Here is a 21098-nt window from a genome sequence, read left to right on the forward strand (position 1 = left end):
TGAAGCGTAGCTTATTTTTTTGTTTAATAGAAAATTATATTTATAAAAGATAAATTAAAAAATAGGAGATGAAAGATATGGCAGTTTTACACGGGACTATGAAAGTAAAGGATAATGGGCACCTATTAATTGGAGGAGTAGATGTAGTTGAAGTAGCTAGAGAAAGCGAATTTCCAGTTTATGTTTTAGATGAAGAATTATTAAGAAAAAATATGAGAGAATATAGAAAAACATTTGAAAAATATTATCCAAATAGTATGGTGCATTATGCTTCAAAAGCGTTAATGACATTAGCTATGTGCAAAATAGTAGAAAGTGAAGGACTTGGAATTGATGTAGTGTCTGGTGGAGAGCTTTATACAGCAATAAAAGCAGGGTTTCCAATGGATAAAGTAGTAATGCATGGGAATAATAAATCAGTTAATGAGATAAAAATGGGAATTGAAAATGGAGTAAAAATAGTAATAGATAATTTTTATGAAATAGAATTAGTAGATAAAATTACAAAAGAATTAAATAAATCAGTAGATGTATTACTTAGAATAAAACCTGGAATTCATGCGGATACTCACCATTATGTGAGTACTGGTCATGAAGATTCAAAATTTGGATTTATAATAAAAGAAGATACAGCTAAAAAAGCTATAAAACAAGTTGTTGAAAAAGAATTGATAAATTTTAAAGGTATTCATATGCATATTGGATCTCAAATATTTAACGTTACAGGTTATGAAAAATCAATAGAAATAATGGCTGATTTTATAAAAGAGTTAAAAGAGGAAAATATAATAGTAAAAGAATTTGACTTAGGAGGAGGTCTTGGTGTAATATATACACAAGAAGATGATCCTATGTCAATAACTGATTTTGTAAAATTATTAATAGAATATGTAAAAAGAGAGTTTGAAAAAAGAGAATTGGAATTACCCAAATTAATGGTTGAACCAGGAAGATCAATAGTTGGAGAAGCAGGGACTACAGTTTATCAAGTAGGTTCTATTACAGAAGTTCCTGGGATTAGAAAATATATAGCTATAAATGGTGGAATGGGAGATAATATAAGACCTGCACTTTATGGATCAAAATATGATGCAGTTATTGCAAATAGAATGAATGGAAAAGAAGAGGAATTAGTAACTGTAGCTGGGAAATGTTGTGAAACAGGAGATATAATTTTAAAAGATATAAAATTAAATGAACCAAAATCTGGAGATGTATTAGCAGTGTTTACAACTGGAGCATATAATTATACAATGGCTAGTAATTATAATAGATTGCCAATACCAGGAGTAATGTTAGTAAATAATGGGCAAAAAGAATGGATAGTTAAGCCACAATCATATGAAGATATTTTGAGAAATGATATTATTCCTGAAAGACTAAAATGAACTAAAAATTAAAAGAATTATATAAATTTGAAAGAGATAAAATAAGAATAGGGAGCGTGTAAAAATGTTTAAAGGATCATATGTAGCATTAGTAACACCATTTAAAAAAGATGGTACGATTGATGAAAATAAGGTAAGAGAATTAGTTAATTATCATATAGAGAATGGAACTTCTGGAATTTCACCTTGTGGGACAACAGGAGAATCTCCAACTTTAACTTATGAAGAACATAAGAAAATGATAAAAATTGTAGTAGAAGAAGCAAAAGGAAGAATACATATATTAGCTGGAGCAGGGTCTAATTCTACAAGAGAGGCAATAGAATTTACAAAGTTTGCAAAAGAAGTTGGAGCTGATTCTGTTTTGAGTGTTTGTCCATATTATAATAAACCAACTCAAGAAGGAATTTATGCACATTATGAAGCTATTTCAAAAGAGGTAGACATTCCAATAGTTGTTTATAATGTACCAGGAAGAAGTGGAGTTAATATTTTACCTGAAACAATTGCGAAATTAGCAGAATTAAAAAATATAAAAGGTGTAAAAGAAGCTGGTGGAAGTGTAGATCAAGTATGTGAGATAATTGATTTATGTGGAGATAAAATAGATGTATTATCAGGCGATGATGCTTTAACTTTACCAATGTTAAGTGTAGGAGCAAAAGGTGTAGTATCAGTAACAGCAAATTTTATGGCAAAAGAAGTTAGTGATATGATAAAATATTTTGAAAATGGAGAGATAAAAAAAGCACAAGAATTGCATAAAAAATTATTTAGAGTACATAAGACTATGTTTATAGAGACAAATCCTGTGCCTGTAAAGGCTACAATGGAAATGTTAGGAAAAATATCAGGAGACGTAAGATTGCCACTTGTTAGATTAAAAGACAAAAACAAAGAAATTCTAACAAAAGTATTAAAAAATGTTGAAATAATATAACTGTCGTGATATAATATTGTTGAAAAAGCAATATTATAAGGAGGTAATAAAAATGACAGAAAGAAAAGAAGATCAATACTTATATGGTGAAATAGATGGAAAAGGATTTATAAAATTTGTAGGGAATGCTACTATGAAAAATAGTAAGACATTAGAAGATTTATTTGAAAAATTATTTAAATCAGATAAAAAAGAAATTGTACTAGATTTTGAAGAATGCAATTATATGGATAGCACAATGTTAGGGTTAATTGCTAAAACTGCTATTAAATTTAAAAAAAGTTGGGGATTAGCGATTTATGCTTTGAATACTCCAAATATAATATTAACAAGTTTAAAATCTACAGGTGTAAATAAACTTATGGAATTTATAGAGGATGAAAATTTAAAAGTTGTAGAAGTAAAAAAATTGGAAACAAAAGATTATGATAATAAAGAAGAAAAAACAAAACATATTTTAGAAGCGCATAAAACATTAATGGGATTAAGTGATGAAAATAAAGAAGTATTTAAAAATGTAGTCAATCTGTTAGAAGGAGAATTAAATAAATAAATAGAGGTGAAATAATGGATAATTATATACAAAATCTATTTGCAGAGAGAATAGGTGGCAAAAATTTTGGAAAAGATACTGTAATTTATAAATTTGAAAAAATAAAAAGAGCTAAAAGAGAAGCAATAAAAAAATATCCTAATATGGAATTAATAGATATGGGTGTTGGTGAACCAGATTGGATGGCAGAGCCAGAAGTAATTGAAACTTTATATAGTGAAGCCAAGAAGTGGGAGAATAGAGGATATACAGATAATGGAGTTGAAGAATTTAAAATAGCTGCATCTAATTATATGAAAAAAATATTTAGAGTAAAAGAATTAGATCCTGAAAAAGAAGTAAATCATGGTATTGGGAGTAAACCTATATTAGCATTGTTGCCATTAGCATTTATTAATCCTGGTGATATAACAATAATGACTGTTCCAGGTTATCCAGTATTAGGAACAACTACAAAATCAGTTGGTGGAGAAGTTGTAAATCTTCCTTTATTAGAAGAAAATAATTTTTTACCTGATTTAGATAGTTTAACAGAAGATCAAAAGAAAAGAGCAAAATTATTATATTTGAATTATCCTAATAATCCAACAGGAGCTATAGCAACAGAAGAATTTTATAAAAAAGTTATAAAATTTGCAAAAGAAAATGATATTATAGTTATATCGGATGAAGCATATGCAGCACTTGTTTTTGATGGTGAAAAACCATTATCATTTTTAAGTGTAGATGGTGCAAAAGAGGTTGGAGTAGCTATACAATCATTGTCGAAAGCTTATAATATGACTGGATGGAGAATGGCTTTTATTGCTGGGAATGAACTTGCAGTAAAGGGGTTTGCAACAGTTAAAGATAATAATGATTCTGGGCAATTTGCAGCAATTCAAAAAGCTGGAATATATTGCTTAAATCATCCTGAAATTACAGAAAAAACTGTTGAAAAATATTCAAGAAGACATGGCTTATTAGCTAAAGCGTTACAAGAAGTTGGATTTAAAACAAAGAAACCAAAAGGAACATTTTATTTATATTTAAAGTCTCCAAAGGGAACAAAAGCAGGGGTAAAATTTAATAATGCAGAAGAATTTTCGCAATATTTAATAAAAGAAAAGTTAATTTCTACTGTACCTTGGGATGATGCAGGAAACTATGTAAGATTTTCAGTTACTTTTGTAGCAAAAGATGAAAAAGATGAAGAAAGAGTAATAGAAGAGATTAAAAAAAGATTATCAACAGATGAATATATATTTTAAGAGAAGCACTCATTTTGAGTGCTTTTTTCTTTTTATTTATTGGGGAAGTATAAATTTATTCAGGAAATATTTAGAAGTATTATCTTTATCAAAATTAATTTTTTAATGGTATCATATATTTTTTTAGATTTAAAGTAAAATAAAACTAGTTTTTACCGATAATAAAGTAGCCCATAAAAATTCAAAAAGAGAGGAGAGATGATATTGAAGAAAATAATAATTCTATTATTATTTATTGTTATTCTTGTGAGTGGATGTATGAAAGAGAATTTTGTACAAGAACAAGCTCAAAAAAGTAAATTTAACATTGTGAAAAATGAAAATAATTATGTAGAATTTCATTTTGAGAATAGCGATAAAGTAATAAAAGAAAAGTATATTTTACTAAAAGATGATAAAATAATAAGAGAGGGGGAAAGTTGTAATAGTACATTGGTTTTAAATGATTTGGTGTCAGGAGAATATACTATAATTTTTGAAGAAGTTCAATCAAATGGAGAAATTTATAGAAAATCGCCGTACAAATTTAATGTTTCTGGAAATACAGAAGAGTTATTAGTAAATGACATTAGAGCAATAAAAAATAATAATAACATAGATTTATCTTTGAATTTAAAAAATGAGAATAATATGGAAGTTTATCTAAAAAATGCTAATTTCAAATTTTTTGATGTGAATGGAAATGAAATTACAAATAAATTTGAAGATAATACTATATTTTTTCCTGAATTAATAGAAAAAAACAGTGAAAAACAAGTTGATTTTAAATATTTAACAAATACAAATTTGAATGAAATATATGTAGAAGTAACTGTAAATGGATATACAGAAAATGAAAGAAAGCTAATATGTCTTGCAAATGAGAAAAGATTGACAAGGGTAATTACTAAAAATTCTATTAAAATTAATACAAATTTTAATAAATCAAAATATATATTAGGTGAAAATGGTATATTAAATTATAGTATAGATGGTTTGGAAAGTGGAGAATTAATAATAACTTATGGAGATAAAAAGGAGAAAATAGAATTTAATAAAGGTGTAGAATATGTATATAATTTTTTAGCATCTGAAGATATAAGTAATATAAAAATTGAAATTGAGGGATTAAATTTAGAAAAAACAGCTGAATTGTCAGTAATAAATCCAGAAGAGATAAGTTTAAGTTATAATTTGGATAAAGAAAAAATTTATGAATATGAAAATTTTAATTTTAAATTAAATATTCCTGATTATCTTTCAGAAGATGACATTAATATAAAATTTGACAATAGTATAGAAATAATATCTCAAAATAAGTTTTCATATGAGATAAGGTTAAATAAAATTGGAGAAAATAATATTAATATTTATTATAAAGATATATTAATAAAAAATATAAAATTAAATGCAGAAAAAAATCAAAAGATATATTTAGAGAATTTAGCTATAGAAAATGGAAATTTTGATTTTACAATATACACGAATGAAAGTTATCTTTATAGATTGAAATATTTAGAAATTAATGGAAAAGAATATAGTTGTGAAAAAATTGAATTGTTATCTAACAATATGGGAAAAATAGATGTAAAAATACCATTTGATATAGAGATTAAAAATAAAGAAATAAAAATAATAATGTTATATGAAGAGATAGAGACAAAATCAGATATAAAAATTACTAAAACAATTTCATAAAAAATAAGAAGAGTGGAACCTTTTCTAAGAAATTTAATATATTATGATTAGACCAAAAAAGGTGTTATTTATAGTATTTGTTCTTCAGTAACACAATTCTAAATTATTGAATAATTTTTTTATGTAGGGGCGAACCTGTGTGTTCGTCCTTTTGTTGCATATTTAAATATTTGGGTAGACACATAGGTCGCCCCTACATTATTATATATTCTAAAATACAGTTTTGTGGTCAATTCATATTATTAGTTGTTGAAAATATGTATGTTTTATGATAAAATAAAAAACATTAAATGAATTATTTGAAGGAGGTTAGATTAATGATATCAAAAGGAAGAGTATTATTTACATCAGAATCAGTAACAGAAGGACATCCAGATAAAATGGCAGATCAAATATCTGATGCTGTATTAGATGCAATATTAGAAAAAGATCCAAATGGAAGAGTAGCATGTGAGACTATACTTACCACAGGATTAGTAATGTTAGCAGGAGAGATAACAACAAATTGTTATGTAGATATACAAAAGATAGCAAGAGATGTAATAAAAGATATAGGATATACAAGAGCGAAATATGGATTTGATTATGAAACTTGTGCAGTATTAACAAGTCTGCATGAGCAATCATTAGATATAGCAATGGGAGTAGATGAAGCATTAGAATCAAAAGAAGGAAAAATGACAGAAGAAGATATAGAAGCATTGGGAGCAGGAGACCAAGGAATAATGTTTGGATATGCTGTAAACGAAACAGAAGAGTATATGCCATTGCCAATAGTTTTAGCACATAAGTTAGCAAAAAGACTTGCATTTGTAAGGAAAAATAAATTGGTTGATTATTTAAGACCAGATGGTAAGACACAAGTTACAGTAGAATATGTAGATGGTAAACCTGTAAAAGTAGATGCAGTAGTTGTATCAACACAACATGAAAAGAATGTATCACAAAAGCAAATAGAAAAAGATATAATAGAAAAAGTAATAAAAGAGATTATTCCTGCAAGTTTATTAGATGACAAAACAAAATATTATGTAAATCCAACAGGAAGATTTGTAATAGGTGGACCGCATGGAGATGCAGGTCTTACAGGAAGAAAAATAATAGTAGATACATATGGTGGAATAGGAAGACATGGTGGAGGAGCTTTTTCAGGAAAAGACCCTACAAAAGTAGATAGATCAGCTTCATATGCAGCGAGATGGGTTGCTAAAAATATGGTAGCAGCAGGTGTTGCAGATAGATGCGAAGTTCAACTTGCATATGCAATTGGAGTAGCAAAACCAGTATCAATTGCTGTAAATAGTCATGGAACAGGAAAAATAGATGATTCTAAAATGGCAGAAATTGTGGAAAAAGTATTTGATTTAAGACCAGGAGCAATAATAAGAGATTTAGAATTAAGAAAACCAATTTATAGACAAGTAGCATCTTATGGTCATTTTGGAAGAACTGATATAGATTTACCTTGGGAAAGGCTTGATAAAGTAGAAGAGATAAAAAAATTAGTTGATTAAAAATTTAGCACGTTGCTATAGTAATAGTAGCGTGCTTTTGGTTTTTAAATTAGAAGTTCAAAATTTAAGTTGTTTTTCATTATAAATTAAAGTATAATTTATAATAGAGGAATGGCTTAAAATATAAAAATATTATTTTTTAAATATTCAGAGAAGTAAAGAAACAATTTCCAAATCACAGGGAGGTGTGAACAATGGAAATAAAAGGAAGTGGTAAGCAGTATCTTAATTCTATAAGAAAAACAGCATTTCTTATGGGGAATAGTAAAGCGAGAGAATCGCAAAAAAAAGTTGTAATAAATAAATCAAAGCAAGATTTACTAACTATTGGTTCTGACTTGAAAGGTGAAATAAATTCTGTAGATAATTTAAAGAGTATGCTAGAGGATTTGAAAAACACAAATATTATAAAAGATAAAAATAGTTTAAGTTTATATACAATAGATAATAAAAATAATGATGCTAATGTAAATGTAGAAATATTAGATTATAAAAAACTTTCTAAAAATAGTTTTACACTTTCAATAAAAAAGTTACCTCAAAGTGGTATTATATCATCAGATAATATTAATAGTGATAGAGCATTAAATTTAAGAGGACATATAGAGGTTAATGGAGCAAACATTGTAGTGAAAGAAACAGATACTCTTTCTACAATAAAAAATAAATTAAATTATGGTGAAGATATTAATCAAAACGGAGAGTTGGATAGTGGTGAAGATATTAATTCAGATGATGAATTAATGGGAAAAGATGATATGAGGACAAAAAATTATACTTTTGGTGGTAAATTATATTTAGAAACTAAATCTTCTGGGAATGAAAGTTCAATAGATTTTAATGGAAGTACACAGGATGTAATGTCTGCTTTAGGATTTATATCTGAAAATGGTGATATAAAAAATTTAATACAAAGTGGAGAAAATGGTGAGATTTTAATAAATAATGATTCTTTCGTCTTGAAAGATAGTTCTTTGGAATATAAAGGGCTAAAATTTGATTTTGCAAATAGTATAGAAGGAAAAACTTCTAAAATTGAAGTTAATTATAATAAAGAGAGAGTGTTATCAAATATAGAAGAATTTACAAATAAATATAATAAAATAATTGATTATATTAATAATTATGCTAAAAAATATGATAGTAAAATTCAAGATATTAAATATAAATTAGGAACAATAGAAAATAAAAATATCGGTGTTAATTTAAAAGCAGAGAAGTATTATAAAGAATTATTAAAAGTAAAAAGTGGATTAGGAGAAGTTTTTGGAAATGCTTTAGAAAATAGTGGCTTTGTAAAAGATAAGTCTGGAGAATTGAAAATCGATACAGAAAAACTTAATAATGATTTTAGTGATTTAAGAGAATATTTAATTAACACAGGGACAAAAGTAGTGAATAAAAAACTTAATGAATATCTGAATGATGTTAATATATTAGATATTAAAAAAGAAGCTTCTATTAAAAATTTATTAAATTCGAATAAAAAAAGTAAAAAAATGTCAATTTTGAAAGATTTTATACTTGAAAATCAAAAAAATTTAAAATTTTTAAAAAATAATTTAAAGGATATAAAAAATGCAATGAAAAGTTTAAGAAATAATTTTAAGGGGTTATGGGACAGAGAATAGCAATTTATTATTGCTATTCTCTATTTTATGTTGGGTAATCACAAAATTAAAAAAATTATAAAGAATAGTTACAATTTGGATATTGTAATAAATAATAAGTAAATTAAGGAAAATAACATTGTGTTTTTAGAATATTTATGATAAAATTAAAGTAAATAATATTATTAAAATGTGTTTGAAAAGCAATATTCCTATATTAAAAAAAAATAGAAATATTCAAAAATAGATTTTTTATTTTGAATGGCTTTGATGCATTTATAATTATAAAATTGGAGGTTAATATGAAAAAAATAAAAGACATAGTAAATAGAGATATTATTACTGTGAAAAAAGATAGTTCTTTAGAAAATATTATAAAAATTATGAAAGAAAATAAAATTGGAAAAATACCAGTTTTAGAAAATGAAGAAGTAATAGGAATTGTTACAAGAGATGATATATTGGTAAAAGAGGAAAAAGCTCCACTTCCACCAGTATTAGCTTTTTGGGATGTGTTAATTGCTTTACCAAGAACAAAAGAATTTGAAGAAAAATTGAAAAAGTTGGCAGGATATACTGCTGAAGAGATAATGAGTGTAGATTTTATGAAAATTGATATTTCAGAAAAAATAGAAGATGTTTTGACAAAAATAATTGAAGAAAAATATGGATATGCTGTTGTATATGAAAAAGGGAAATTTTGTGGAATTATTACAAAATCAGATTTTATAGAAAAAAGTTATTAAAAAATTAAAATTCAAATATTTGTATTTTATTTGCTAAGATTTAGTTTTAGGAATGTTTAATAAATAACGTTCTTATATTTAATAAATAAATTTCTAATATGTTAATAATAAAATTCTTAGCAAAAAATATAAATTATTTTAAAATTATAAGGAAGGTGTATTCTTGGAAGAGTATAGGGAATTCGCTGTTTTAGCAGTTTTAATAATTTTGTCGGGCTTTTTTTCGGCCTCAGAAACTGCATTAACAGCATTTAAAAGAATTAATTTAAAAGATGTAGGGAAAAAGAATGCTAAAGTTGCTAAATTATTAAAAAATTGGTTGAGAAAACCAAATGAAATGTTAACTACTATCCTTTTAGGGAATAATATAGTTAATATTTTGGCTTCTTCAATAGCAACAGTATTTGCATTAAAAGTTATAGGAGATAAAGTTAATGAAACAGATGCAATTTTTATAGTTACATCAGTTTTAACAATTGTAATTTTGATTTTTGGAGAAATAACGCCTAAAATCATTGCTAAAAATTATTCTGAAAAGGTATCTAAAGTTGTAATTAGTCCAATATATTATTTAAGTATTCTATTTTATCCTCTAGTATTGGTGTTGACTTTTATTTCTAAAATTATAAGTAAAATTTTTGGGATAAATCTATCTACAAATAATTTACTTATAACAGAAGAGGATATAAAGTCAATGGTAAGCGTAGGAGAAGAAGAAGGAGTAATAGAAGAAGAAGAAAAAGAGATGATACATAGTATTTTTGGGTTTGGAGATAGAACTGCAAGGGAAGTTATGGTACCTAGAGTTTCTGTTTTTGCAATAGAATCCAACAAATTATTAAGTGAAGTATGGGATAAAATTATATCAATGGGTCTTTCTAGGATTCCTGTATATGAGGGAAGAATAGATAATATTATTGGAGTATTATATTTAAAGGATATTTTAAATGTAATAAAATCTAAAAATATAGATTTACCAGTAAAAAATTATATAAGAGAAGCTTATTTTATTCCAGAGAGCAAACAAATAATTGAACTTTTACAAGAATTTAAAAGAAGAAGAATCCATATGTCAATTGTACTTGATGAATATGGAGGAACTCTAGGAATAGTTACAATAGAGGATGTTTTAGAAGAGATTGTTGGCGAAATTAATGATGAATATGATGAAGGAAGTGAACAAATTCAAAAAATTTCAGAAAATGAATTTGAATTGGACGCTGTATTGGACATTGGATTTGTAAATAAAGAGTTAGAGATAGATATACCAGAGCAAGATGACTATGATACTTTAGGTGGATATATATATTATAAATTAGGAGATTTACCTCAAAAAGGTACTGAAATTAAAGGTGAAAAATTTGATATTATTGTAAAAGAGATTGATAATCATAGAATAGAAAAAGTTGTTTTAAAGAAAAAGAATGAGGATGATGGAGATGAAAAAAATTAAAAAATATTTTATAACAGGATTAATTGCGATTCTTCCACTTTTTCTAACAATCTTTATTTTACTTAGAATATTGGAAAATATAGTTTTATCTTTAAATACATTTTTACCAATTCAATTAGTAGTTTCTTTAATAGATAAACTGCCATTGAGCAGTTTATATTTGAAAGAGAGTTTATCATACTTTATAGTATATATTTTCTCTTTTATTTTAATATATGTTTTATTAGTAGTAATAGGAGTAATAGTATCTCATTTTATAGATGAGAAAAAAGTTAAATGGATAGAAAATATTTTTTTAAAAATACCATTGGCAAAGCCTATATATAGTACATTAAAACAGATAAGTGACGTTCTTTTTTCGAAAAATATAAGTTCATATAAAAAAGTTGTAATGTTGGAATATCCAAGGAAAGGGATATATAGTTTGGGGTTTTTGACTAATGATGATAATGAATATTTTAAAAAAATATTAAGTGATGTTGGACAAAAAATAGATGCTAAGGAAAAAATGGTTAATATTTTTATTCCTACTTCTCCAAATCCAACATCAGGAATGTTTGTATCAGTAAAAAAAAGAGAGGTTATAGAATTAAATTTAAAAGTAGAGGATGCAATTAAATTAATAATTTCTGGTGGGGCTATTATGCCAAAATAGAACTAAAAAATATTATTTTTAAGCTGTTTCTAAATATATTTTAGTTTTGGATTATAAATAGGGGGATAAATAAATATGGGTAACAGAAAAAAATGTAAAAAAATATTATTAATATTTATAGTATTACTATTTACTGTAGGATGTAGTAATATAGAGAAAAAGAAAGTGAACAAAGAGGAAACTTACTATATTATAAAAGGATTAAATTTAATGCAGGCATCTAAGTATGCAGAAGCATTACAAAGCTTTTTTGCAGCATATAAATATGAAAAAGAGAATGAAACTATTTTGAAAAACATTGGAATAGCTTATAGTGAATTAGGGAGTTATGATAACGGAGAACAATATTTAAAAAGAGCGTTAGAGATAAACGCAGAAGATGCAGAAGCATTATATAATTTAGCGGTAATATATTATAACCGAAAAGAGTATAAAAGTTCATTGGAAATTTTAAATAAAATTTCTCCAGAATATATAAATCAAAAAGTTATTGTTGCAAAAGTATATACTTATTATAGATTAGGAGATTATAATAAGTCGTATAATGAGCTAACTGAAATTTTTAAAACTAATAGATATAATTATAATTTAGAATTGGTAAATTTGAATATAAAATTAATGGAAAAATTAAAAAATACAAAACAAATATATAGTTTTGTATATAATATTTATTCAAAGCATAGAGAAAATGAAAATTATGTTGTGTTTTTTGTAAATTATTTATTGAAAATAAAAGCCTATGATGAGGCATTCAAAACATTAAAAGAATATGGGATAAAAAATGAATTTAGTTCTAATATTTCATATGAATTAGCAAAGTTGGAATATAAACGTAAAAATTATAATCAAGCTTTGAAATATATGAACTTGGTTAAGAGTGAAGATGCTCTTAATCACAATATTCTAAAATTAAAAGCAGATATTTATAAAGAAATTGGAGAAATAGAAAAATCTAAAAAAATATATAATATTTTAGAAAATATAAAAGGGAATGATTAATATGACTATATTGAAAAAAAAGCTATTGAATTTTAGTGGGTTAGTAGTTTTGTTTTTGTTGTTTCCAATACTTTTTATTAAATTGGCTAATTTGCAAAATAAATTTATAACTTTTTATCTGTTTTTTTTGATATTTGAAACAATAACTTATGGGTTTATATATATTTTATTCGAAGTTAGAATAAGAGGAAGTTATTATGGAATATTAAAATATTTTAAAAAAATAAATAAAAAATTTGATAAAAAAATTGAAATGAATTCTCTTTATATGATGGCACCATTAAAAAATATAGAATATATTATAAATATAGAAATTGAAAATTTAAATGAAAAAATAGATGATTTACAAAAAAAGTTAGAAGATATAAAAGTTGGAGGAGAAACAAAATTTAGATTGAAAGAATATCAACTAAAAGGAGTTGTTTCTGAATTGGAAAATATGAATGATATGTTATTAAAAAAAGAAACGTATTTAGATGATTTTTTAAAAATAATAAAAGAATTAGATAGAAAAGATTTAGATTATGACCTATTTTTTGAAGAGCTATTATTTTATCTAATAAGTTATTTAAAAATAAAAGATATAGCAATTTTACAGAAATTAAAAAAAGGTATTAAAGTTTACAGTAATTTTTATTCTGAAGCAAAATTTGATGATGAAATGATAAAGAGGTTAGACCAAATAGAAGATATAATGATAATGGATAAAAATGTAAATAAGAGTTTGGGGTATAATCTTATTATTAGATTAAAAAAACATGGATATATATTTATTAATAATTTTCCAATAAAAGATTTTAAACATAGTTTATTACATACTATTTTTATAACAATAATTTATGAAATAACTAATATAGCGGATAATTTACAACATATAAAAAAATTATCAGGAGATAATTTAAATCAAAAAAAAGAAATTTCTAAATTAAAAAATGAATTACAAGAAGTAGAAAATAGTTTGGAAGTACAATTAGAACAAATAACAGATATGTATGAAGAAATTGTTACATTATATGAAGCTGGTAAAAGTTTTGGAAAATTATTAAACAAAGAGAGTGCAGAAAAAATAACTTTAGAGATGTTATTAGAAATATTAGAATGTGAATATGGAGCGGTATTTTGGTATAATAAAAATTCTCTTTCAGTTTCTAATATTTTGGTGAATAGTGAATATGATGAAGATAACAGGGAAATGGAAAAAGAGATTAAAAAATTTAGTAAATTATTTAGAGGGTTTGTTGAATTAAAAAGAAAAGGAAGCGAAATAGTTGTAGATGATGTGAAAAATTCTATTTATAAAGACGATATAAAAGATTTGGAATTTAGAGTTAAAAATTTTATAATAACTCCATTGTATCATGGTAAAGATATAATTGGCGGGGTGGCAATTTTTAATAAAAAAGATAGTTATACAGCTGGAAATATTAATTTGACAATATCCATAACTAATCAACTTGGGATGTCAGTGCAAAATATAGCTTTTTTAGAAAATGAAATTGATAGAAAAAAAGAAGAAGAGCAACTTGTAATTGCAAGTAGAATTCAAGCAGGTTTATTTCCAACAGAAATGCCAAAAATACCATATTTTGAAGTGTATGGGGAAAATCATCCTGCAAAAGCAGTTGGTGGAGATTATTTTGATTTTGTTAAAGTGTCTGATGATTTGATGGTTGGAATAATAGCAGATGTGTCAGGGAAGGGAATTCCAGCAGCATTATTAGTTAGTATGATAAGAACGATATTTAGAATGGTTGTAGAAAATATAAAAATATATGATCCATCAAAAATTTTGGAATATATTAATGATACAATTTCGAAAGAGGAATTAGATGGAAGATTTGTAACAGCAATTGGATTTTCTATAAATAGTAAAACTAAAAAAATAAAATTTGCTAATGCAGGACATGATCCTATTTTATATTATGATTCTAAAGAAAAAGAGATAATGGAATATGATCTAGATGGGCCAGTATTAGGATTTATGGAAGGAATGGAATTTGAAGAATTAGAAAGAGACTTAAGAAAAGGGGATGTAGCTTTATTGTATACAGATGGAGTTTTAGAAGCAAGAAATGATAAAAAGGAATTTTTTGAAGATAAAAGGTTGAAAGACACATTAGATGCAGTAAAAAAATATCCAGTAAGTTATATAGTTAGGACAATACATAAAAATGTAGTTAAATTTTTAAATGGAAGTTTTCAGAATGATGATATTACTATATTGACAATAAAAGGGGTGGACAAAAATTGAAAAAAATACTTATTATTGATGATGATGACAATATTAGACGATTATTAAAAAGTACTCTTGCTGGAATCGCAGAAGTTTATGAAGCTGATTTTGGTAAATTAGGATTTAATATATTTAGAGAAGAATCGCCAGATATGATTTTGTTAGATATAATGTTACCAGATACAAGTGGTGTTGAACTTTTACAAAAGATTAGAGATGAAGATATGGATGTAAAAGTAGTTATGATTACTGCATATGAAACTATAAAATCGGTTATTGAAATTATGAATTTGAAAATATCAGGATATATAACAAAACCGTTTATAGTAAGAGATGTAAGACAAAAAATTTCTAAATTATTGGAGAGTTAATATGTATTTTATGAGAGAAAAGATTATAAAAGTAGAAAAAACTAATAATAATTATATAGCCACATTAGAATTTAAAGATGATTCACACCATTTTTTATTAATGGTAAAATCTGACTTAAATTTAAAAATAGAAGAATCAGAAATAGATATAATAAAAAGTCCATATACTATTTGTAATAATATAAAAGATTTAGTTAAAAAAGTAAAAAATATAAAAGTAGAAAAAGGATTTACAAAAGCAGTTATAAAATTAGTTGGCGGACGAGAAGGATGTACACATTTAATAGATATGTTTACAGAAATAGGACGTGGATTGGTACAAGCAGATTTAAAAAGAACTTATGAGATAAAGGGAAAAGAAGGGCTTAATAAAGAATTGGAAAAAAGTTGTTTAGCTTATTGATGAACGTTTCAAGCATTTTTATTTCAAAATAAGAAGAAACTAATTTTTAAACGTTATTGATTAACGGCTTAAAAACTACCTATATATTTTTAAATAAAACATGCAATGCTTCAAGGATTTTTATTTAAAAATAAGAAGAAATTATTTTTTAAACGTTATTGATTAACGGCTTAAAAATTACCGATACATTTAGAAATTATTTTTTAAACGTTATTTATATAAAGGGGAAATGTTATTATGAAAGAGCCAAGAGTTAGAGTTGCGGGGATTTTAACAGATGAAAATGGAGCGATATTATTCGTAAAGCATAAAAAAAAGGTTAAAGAATATTGGCTTTTACCTGGTGGTGGAGTAGATTATGGAGAAACATTTCAAGAATCTTTAAAAAGAGAGTTTATAGAGGAAACGAACCTTGAAATAGAAGTAGAAAATATGGTTATGATATTTGAGTCAATAGATCCTAAATTATCCAGACATATTATAAATATAATTTTTGTGGTAAAAAGAGTAGGTGGGAAATTAAAAGTAGGAGATGAAGAGATATTAAAAGAGGTTAAATTTATAAAAAGGGAAGATATAAATGATATATTATTATATCCAAATATAAAAGAAGAGCTTATAAAAAATAGTTATAATAAAGAAACGGAAATTAAATATTTAAAAAATAGGTGGGAATAATGAAGAAGAAAAAAAGATTAGGTGATGCTCTTGTAGAGACAGGTGTAATAAGTGGAGAGCAATTACAAATTGCTTTAGAAGAGCATAAAAAATCAGGGGAAAAATTAGGAGAAGCAATAGTAAGACTTGGATTTTGTACAAAAGATCAGATGATAGAGACTCTTAGTACTCAAATGGGATTTCCATTTATTAGATTAGAAAGACAAGTTATAGACCCTAAAGTTATTCAGCTTATTAGTGAAGATATGGCAAGACGATATAAATTAATCCCTATATTTAAAACAAATAATAGATTAAATTTAGCAATGGCAGATCCATTAGATTATTTTGCAATAGATGAGATAGAATTTCAAACTGGGTTTGAAGTAGTACCTTCTATTGCAGTAGAAGATGATGTTTTAGAAGCTATTGATAAATATTATAGTAGTGGAAGAGAAAAAACTAAATTATCAGAATTTAAATATGATAAAAATTCTACTAATAAAAAGGTAGAAAGTGGGAAAATAGATATAACTGAAGAAGGAGATGATTCTCCTGCTGTTGAATTAGTAAATGTAGTGTTAAAACAAGCTATAGAAGATAAAGCAAGTGATATACATATTGAGCCAGAAGAGGATGAACTTAGGATAAGATTTCGTATTGATGGAATTTTGCATGAAGTAATGAAAACACCTAAAAATTTAGAATCTTCTGTAATGACAAGATTAAAAATAATGTCTAAATTAGATATTGCAGAAAAAAGGATTCCACAAGATGGAAGAATTGAATTAAAATATAAAGAAAAAGATATTGACGTAAGAATATCAACTTTGCCTACAGTAAATGGTGAAAAAATAGTTATGAGAATTTTGGATAAAAGTAATGTAATGATAAATTTAGAAAATTTAGGATTTGAAAAAGAGAATTTGGAAAAATTTAGAAAATTAATAAGAAAACCACATGGAATAATACTTGTAACAGGTCCTACTGGGAGTGGAAAAACTTCAACATTATATGGAGCGTTAAATGAAATTAATACTCTTGATAAAAATATAATAACATTAGAAGATCCAGTAGAATATCAACTTAAAATAATAAATCAAGTACAGGTTAAATCAGATGTAGGATTAACATTTGCTTCAGGATTGAGATCTATATTAAGGCAAGATCCAGATGTAATAATGGTAGGAGAAATTAGAGATAAAGAAACTGCAGAAATTGCAATTGAATCTGCAATGACAGGACATCTTGTGTTTAGTACATTACATACAAATAGTGCAGCAGGAACTATAACAAGGCTTATAGATATGGGAGTAGAGCCATTTTTAATCTCTTCATCAATAATAGGAATTGTGGGGCAAAGATTAGTAAGAAAAATATGTAATAGTTGTAAAACAGAGCATACAGCAGAAAAAGAAGAGATGTTAGAATTAAATTTGGATGCTACAAAAGAGTATAAGATATCAAGTGGAGAAGGTTGTAATTCTTGTAAAAAAACAGGATATAAAGGAAGAACTGCAATTCATGAGCTTTTAATACCAAATGAAAAAATTAGAAAATTAATAATAGAAAAAGAGAGTTCAGGAGCTATAAATAAAGAAGCTATAAAAAGTGGAATGAAAACAATGAGAGATGATGGAGTTACAAAAATATTAAAAGGAATAACTACAATAGAAGAGGTAATAAGAGTAACTCAAGAAGAGTTATAATAAGGAATGGCTTAAAAATAACATTCCTATTTTGTTATAAAATACGCAATGTTTTAAGCGTTTTTATAACAAAATATGAGAACATTATTTTTTAAACGTTCCTAAAAAAATATAAAAAGGAGATAGAGATGGAAAAAATTAAAGATTTAATAAGAAATATACCAGATTTTCCAAAAGAAGGGATATTATTTAGGGATATAACAACTTTATTGAAAGATAGTGATGGATTTAAAAAAGTGATAGATATTTTAGCCGAAAGATACAAAGATAAAAAAATTGATTATATATTAGGAGCAGAGTCTCGTGGATTTATATTTGGTGCACCACTTGCATATGCTATAGGAGCTGGATTTATTCCTGTTAGAAAACCTGGAAAATTACCATATAATATAGTACAAGCTTTTTATGAACTAGAATATGGGACAGATTCATTGGAAATGCATACTGACGCAATTGAAAAAGGAAAAAAAGTTTTAATAATAGATGATCTGTTAGCTACTGGCGGGACAGCAAAAGCTATCATAGAGTTAGTGGAAAAGTTAGAAGGAGATATTGAAGAGATTGCATTTATAATAGAATTAGAAGGATTAAATGGAAGAAAAAAATTAAAAGATTATGATATTTATTCAATGATAAAATATTAGGTGGTAGATAAGCGATGCTTTTATAAGTGTCGCTTATTCATAATAGAGGAATATTTAAAAAAATTATTTTTTGAATATTCCATTAATAGAGCAGTGATGGGAGATGAGAAAAATGGGATATGCTAGCAAACTTTTTTTTAAAATAAAAGAAGAGGATTTACCAGTTGATGTAGATAAAATTAAATTAGCATATGAATTTGCAAAAGAGGCACATACCGATCAATATAGAAAATCAGGGGAAGAATATATTATACATCCAATAGCTGTAGCTATGACGTTAGTTGAAATGAAAATGGACACTGATACGATAGTTGCGGGATTATTGCATGATGTGGTAGAAGATACTTTAATACCATTAGAAGAGATCAAATTAAACTTTGGAGAAACAGTAGCATATCTTGTTGAAGGTGTAACAAAATTAAGAAATTTACCAGCAGGAACTAAAAAACAAACAGAAAATATTAGAAAAATGATTGTAGCAATGGCAAAAGATGTAAGAGTTGTAATAATTAAATTGGCAGATAGGCTTCATAATATGTCAACGTTAAAACATATGACACCAGAAAAGCAACAAAGAATAGCAGATGAAACTTTAAAGATTTATGCACCAATTGCACATAGGCTTGGAATGGCAAAAGTAAAATGGGAATTGGAAGATTTATGTCTTTATTATTTAAAGCCAGAGGAGTATAGAAAAATAATATCTTTAATATCTTCTAAAAGAAAAGAGAGAGAAGAATATACAGAAGAAGTAAAGAAAAAACTGTTGGAAGAGATGAAAAAAAGTAATATAGCAGGAGAAGTAACAGGAAGGCCAAAACATTTTTATAGTATTTATAAAAAAATGACAGAAAAAGGGAAAAGTTTTGCTGATATTTATGATTTGATAGCTATAAGAGTAGTAGTGGATACAGAAGGAGAATGCTATAACGTTTTAGGAATATTGCATAATATATGGAAACCAGTTCCAGGAAGATTTAAAGATTATATAGCTGTTCCAAAGTCTAATGGATATCAGTCAATACACACAACTATAGTAGGTCCAAGTGGTAAATTTGTAGAGATACAAATAAGGACTTTAGAGATGCACAAAATAGCAGAAGATGGAATAGCGGCACATTGGAAATATAAAGAAAAAATAAAAAAAGATAAAAGTGAACATATATATTCGTGGCTTAAAAAAATATTAGAATGGCAAGATGATGCAAGTAGTTCAGAAGAATTTGTACAAACTGTAACAGGAGATATATTAAGTGAAGAGGTTTTTATTTTTAGTCCAAAAGGAGATGTAGTAGAACTTCCAAATGGCTCTACACCTCTTGATTTTGCATTTAGAATACATACTCAAATAGGATATAAATGTATAGGAGCAAAAGTAAATGGATGTATTGTATCGTTGGATTATAAGCTACAAAGTGGAGATAAAGTAGATATAATTACATCAAAAACAGCAAAAGGGCCTGGAAAAGATTGGATGAATTTAGTTGTTACACATGGAGCAAAAGCAAAAATAAAAAAATGGTTTAAAGAAAAAGAGTTTGATGAAAGAGTAAAAGAGGGAAGATTTTTATTAGAAAAAGAGCTTATAAATTTTAATATAAAATCAAAAGATATTGAAGATTTGGAAGAAGTAAAAGAATATATAAAAAAACATAATATTCCAAGTTATAATGAATTTTTATTTAAAATTGGGATTGGGAAAATTGATGTTACTAGAATTAGTGAAAAATTCAAATCTATAAAAGAGATGGAAGAAGAAGAAAAAATATTAACTCAAATAGATGAAAAACCTAAAAGAAGAAGAAAAAATCAAAATCAAGGTATAGTTATAAAAGGAGTAGAAAATACCGTAATAAGATTTGCAAAATGTTGTACACCATTACCAGGTGATGAGATTGGAGGATTTATTACAAAAGGGAATGGAATTGCAATTCATAGGAAAGATTGTAAAAATTTTAAAGAATTAAAAGAAAAAAGTTCAGATAGAGTTATAAAAGTTAGCTGGGAAGAAGATAATACTAAAAGTTATTACAGCGTATCTTTTGTAATTATAGTGGCAGATAGGTCAAATTTATTAAGTGAAATAATTAGAATTATTGGAGAACATAGAATAAATATTACTGGTGTAAACAGTATGAGCTTTAAAGAAAATGGAGAAAAAAGAGCAAATATAAAAATGACTATAGAAATTAGAGAAAAAGAGCAGTTTGAAAGATTAACGCAAGCTTTAAATAGAACAAAAGACGTTATTGAAATAAGAAGAAGTTAAAAATAAAATAAGAATAAAATAAAAATT

The 21098-nt window shown here is 25.7% G+C and carries 18 protein-coding genes; all 18 read left to right on the forward strand.

Annotated features, from left to right (window positions below; translation table 11 throughout):
* Window positions 1–77: 77 nt before the first annotated feature.
* The 18 genes from lysA to RDY08_RS03965 all read left to right on the forward strand — a co-directional run bounded on the left by lysA (window position 78) and on the right by RDY08_RS03965 (window position 21071).
* Entirely contained in the window at window positions 78–1388 is a 1311-nt protein-coding gene (lysA, locus tag RDY08_RS03880) for a diaminopimelate decarboxylase (protein ID WP_307905115.1), read from the forward strand.
* Between the two features lie 64 nt (window positions 1389–1452).
* Window positions 1453–2328 (forward strand): 4-hydroxy-tetrahydrodipicolinate synthase, encoded by an 876-nt coding sequence (gene dapA / locus RDY08_RS03885; RefSeq protein ID WP_307905116.1) that lies wholly within the window; start codon window positions 1453–1455, stop codon window positions 2326–2328.
* A gap of 52 nt (window positions 2329–2380) precedes the next feature.
* Window positions 2381–2881 (forward strand): STAS domain-containing protein, encoded by a 501-nt coding sequence (locus RDY08_RS03890; protein ID WP_307905117.1) that lies wholly within the window; start codon window positions 2381–2383, stop codon window positions 2879–2881.
* Window positions 2882–2895: 14 nt separating this feature from the next.
* On the forward strand, window positions 2896–4131 hold the full coding sequence (locus tag RDY08_RS03895; RefSeq protein WP_307905118.1) for an LL-diaminopimelate aminotransferase: 1236 nt from the start codon (window positions 2896–2898) through the stop codon (window positions 4129–4131).
* Between the two features lie 204 nt (window positions 4132–4335).
* A complete protein-coding gene (locus RDY08_RS03900; RefSeq protein ID WP_307905119.1) occupies window positions 4336–5808 on the forward strand; it encodes a hypothetical protein in 1473 nt (490 codons plus the stop codon).
* A 317-nt stretch (window positions 5809–6125) separates the two neighbouring features.
* Window positions 6126–7322 (forward strand): methionine adenosyltransferase, encoded by a 1197-nt coding sequence (gene metK / locus RDY08_RS03905; RefSeq protein ID WP_372339420.1) that lies wholly within the window; start codon window positions 6126–6128, stop codon window positions 7320–7322.
* Between the two features lie 194 nt (window positions 7323–7516).
* Window positions 7517–8953 (forward strand): flagellar filament capping protein FliD, encoded by a 1437-nt coding sequence (fliD, locus tag RDY08_RS03910; RefSeq protein WP_307905120.1) that lies wholly within the window; start codon window positions 7517–7519, stop codon window positions 8951–8953.
* Between the two features lie 281 nt (window positions 8954–9234).
* Window positions 9235–9678, forward strand: a complete 444-nt coding sequence (locus tag RDY08_RS03915) for a CBS domain-containing protein (protein ID WP_307905121.1) — start codon at window positions 9235–9237, stop codon at window positions 9676–9678.
* 163 nt (window positions 9679–9841) lie between these two features.
* The gene (locus RDY08_RS03920; RefSeq protein ID WP_307905122.1) at window positions 9842–11131 is read left to right on the forward strand and encodes a hemolysin family protein; all 1290 of its coding nucleotides are present in this window, start codon (window positions 9842–9844) and stop codon (window positions 11129–11131) included.
* Complete coding sequence (locus RDY08_RS03925) at window positions 11118–11786, forward strand: DUF502 domain-containing protein (protein WP_307905123.1); 669 nt, start codon at window positions 11118–11120, stop codon at window positions 11784–11786. Before RDY08_RS03920 ends, RDY08_RS03925 begins: the two co-directional genes overlap by 14 nt.
* A 75-nt stretch (window positions 11787–11861) precedes the next feature.
* Window positions 11862–12785, forward strand: a complete 924-nt coding sequence (locus tag RDY08_RS03930; protein ID WP_307905124.1) for a tetratricopeptide repeat protein — start codon at window positions 11862–11864, stop codon at window positions 12783–12785.
* A 1-nt stretch (window position 12786) separates the two neighbouring features.
* On the forward strand, window positions 12787–15036 hold the full coding sequence (locus RDY08_RS03935; RefSeq protein WP_307905125.1) for a GAF domain-containing SpoIIE family protein phosphatase: 2250 nt from the start codon (window positions 12787–12789) through the stop codon (window positions 15034–15036).
* Window positions 15033–15389, forward strand: coding sequence for a response regulator (locus tag RDY08_RS03940; protein ID WP_307905126.1), 357 nt, complete (start codon window positions 15033–15035; stop codon window positions 15387–15389). Before RDY08_RS03935 ends, RDY08_RS03940 begins: the two co-directional genes overlap by 4 nt.
* 1 nt (window position 15390) lies before the next feature.
* Complete coding sequence (locus RDY08_RS03945; protein WP_307905127.1) at window positions 15391–15792, forward strand: DUF2889 domain-containing protein; 402 nt, start codon at window positions 15391–15393, stop codon at window positions 15790–15792.
* A 237-nt stretch (window positions 15793–16029) separates the two neighbouring features.
* Entirely contained in the window at window positions 16030–16470 is a 441-nt protein-coding gene (locus tag RDY08_RS03950) for an NUDIX domain-containing protein (RefSeq protein ID WP_307905128.1), read from the forward strand.
* Window positions 16470–18158 (forward strand): type II secretion system ATPase GspE, encoded by a 1689-nt coding sequence (gene gspE / locus RDY08_RS03955; protein WP_307905129.1) that lies wholly within the window; start codon window positions 16470–16472, stop codon window positions 18156–18158. The genes RDY08_RS03950 and gspE overlap by 1 nt, the downstream gene beginning before the upstream one ends.
* 128 nt (window positions 18159–18286) lie before the next feature.
* Window positions 18287–18802 carry an adenine phosphoribosyltransferase gene (gene apt, locus RDY08_RS03960; RefSeq protein ID WP_307905130.1) on the forward strand — a complete coding sequence of 172 codons (516 nt, stop codon included), beginning with the start codon at window positions 18287–18289 and terminating at the stop codon, window positions 18800–18802.
* 112 nt (window positions 18803–18914) lie between these two features.
* Window positions 18915–21071, forward strand: a complete 2157-nt coding sequence (locus RDY08_RS03965) for a RelA/SpoT family protein (protein ID WP_307905131.1) — start codon at window positions 18915–18917, stop codon at window positions 21069–21071.
* Window positions 21072–21098: the final 27 nt, after the last annotated feature.

It is taken from the genome of Haliovirga abyssi, from assembly GCF_030295325.1.
Taxonomy (GTDB): domain Bacteria; phylum Fusobacteriota; class Fusobacteriia; order Fusobacteriales; family Haliovirgaceae; genus Haliovirga; species Haliovirga abyssi.

Bases quoted from the DNA above. Each gene is read 5' to 3' on its own strand.
- lysA (WP_307905115.1), top strand. From the start codon at position 78: ATGGCAGTTTTACACGGGACTATGAAAGTAAAGGATAATGGGCACCTA.
- dapA (WP_307905116.1), top strand. From the start codon at position 1,453: ATGTTTAAAGGATCATATGTAGCATTAGTAACACCATTTAAAAAAGAT.
- RDY08_RS03890 (WP_307905117.1), top strand. From the start codon at position 2,381: ATGACAGAAAGAAAAGAAGATCAATACTTATATGGTGAAATAGATGGA.
- RDY08_RS03895 (WP_307905118.1), top strand. From the start codon at position 2,896: ATGGATAATTATATACAAAATCTATTTGCAGAGAGAATAGGTGGCAAA.
- metK (WP_372339420.1), top strand. From the start codon at position 6,126: ATGATATCAAAAGGAAGAGTATTATTTACATCAGAATCAGTAACAGAA.
- fliD (WP_307905120.1), top strand. From the start codon at position 7,517: ATGGAAATAAAAGGAAGTGGTAAGCAGTATCTTAATTCTATAAGAAAA.
- RDY08_RS03915 (WP_307905121.1), top strand. From the start codon at position 9,235: ATGAAAAAAATAAAAGACATAGTAAATAGAGATATTATTACTGTGAAA.
- RDY08_RS03925 (WP_307905123.1), top strand. From the start codon at position 11,118: ATGAAAAAAATTAAAAAATATTTTATAACAGGATTAATTGCGATTCTT.
- RDY08_RS03930 (WP_307905124.1), top strand. From the start codon at position 11,862: ATGGGTAACAGAAAAAAATGTAAAAAAATATTATTAATATTTATAGTA.
- RDY08_RS03935 (WP_307905125.1), top strand. From the start codon at position 12,787: ATGACTATATTGAAAAAAAAGCTATTGAATTTTAGTGGGTTAGTAGTT.
- RDY08_RS03945 (WP_307905127.1), top strand. From the start codon at position 15,391: ATGTATTTTATGAGAGAAAAGATTATAAAAGTAGAAAAAACTAATAAT.
- RDY08_RS03950 (WP_307905128.1), top strand. From the start codon at position 16,030: ATGAAAGAGCCAAGAGTTAGAGTTGCGGGGATTTTAACAGATGAAAAT.
- gspE (WP_307905129.1), top strand. From the start codon at position 16,470: ATGAAGAAGAAAAAAAGATTAGGTGATGCTCTTGTAGAGACAGGTGTA.
- apt (WP_307905130.1), top strand. From the start codon at position 18,287: ATGGAAAAAATTAAAGATTTAATAAGAAATATACCAGATTTTCCAAAA.
- RDY08_RS03965 (WP_307905131.1), top strand. From the start codon at position 18,915: ATGGGATATGCTAGCAAACTTTTTTTTAAAATAAAAGAAGAGGATTTA.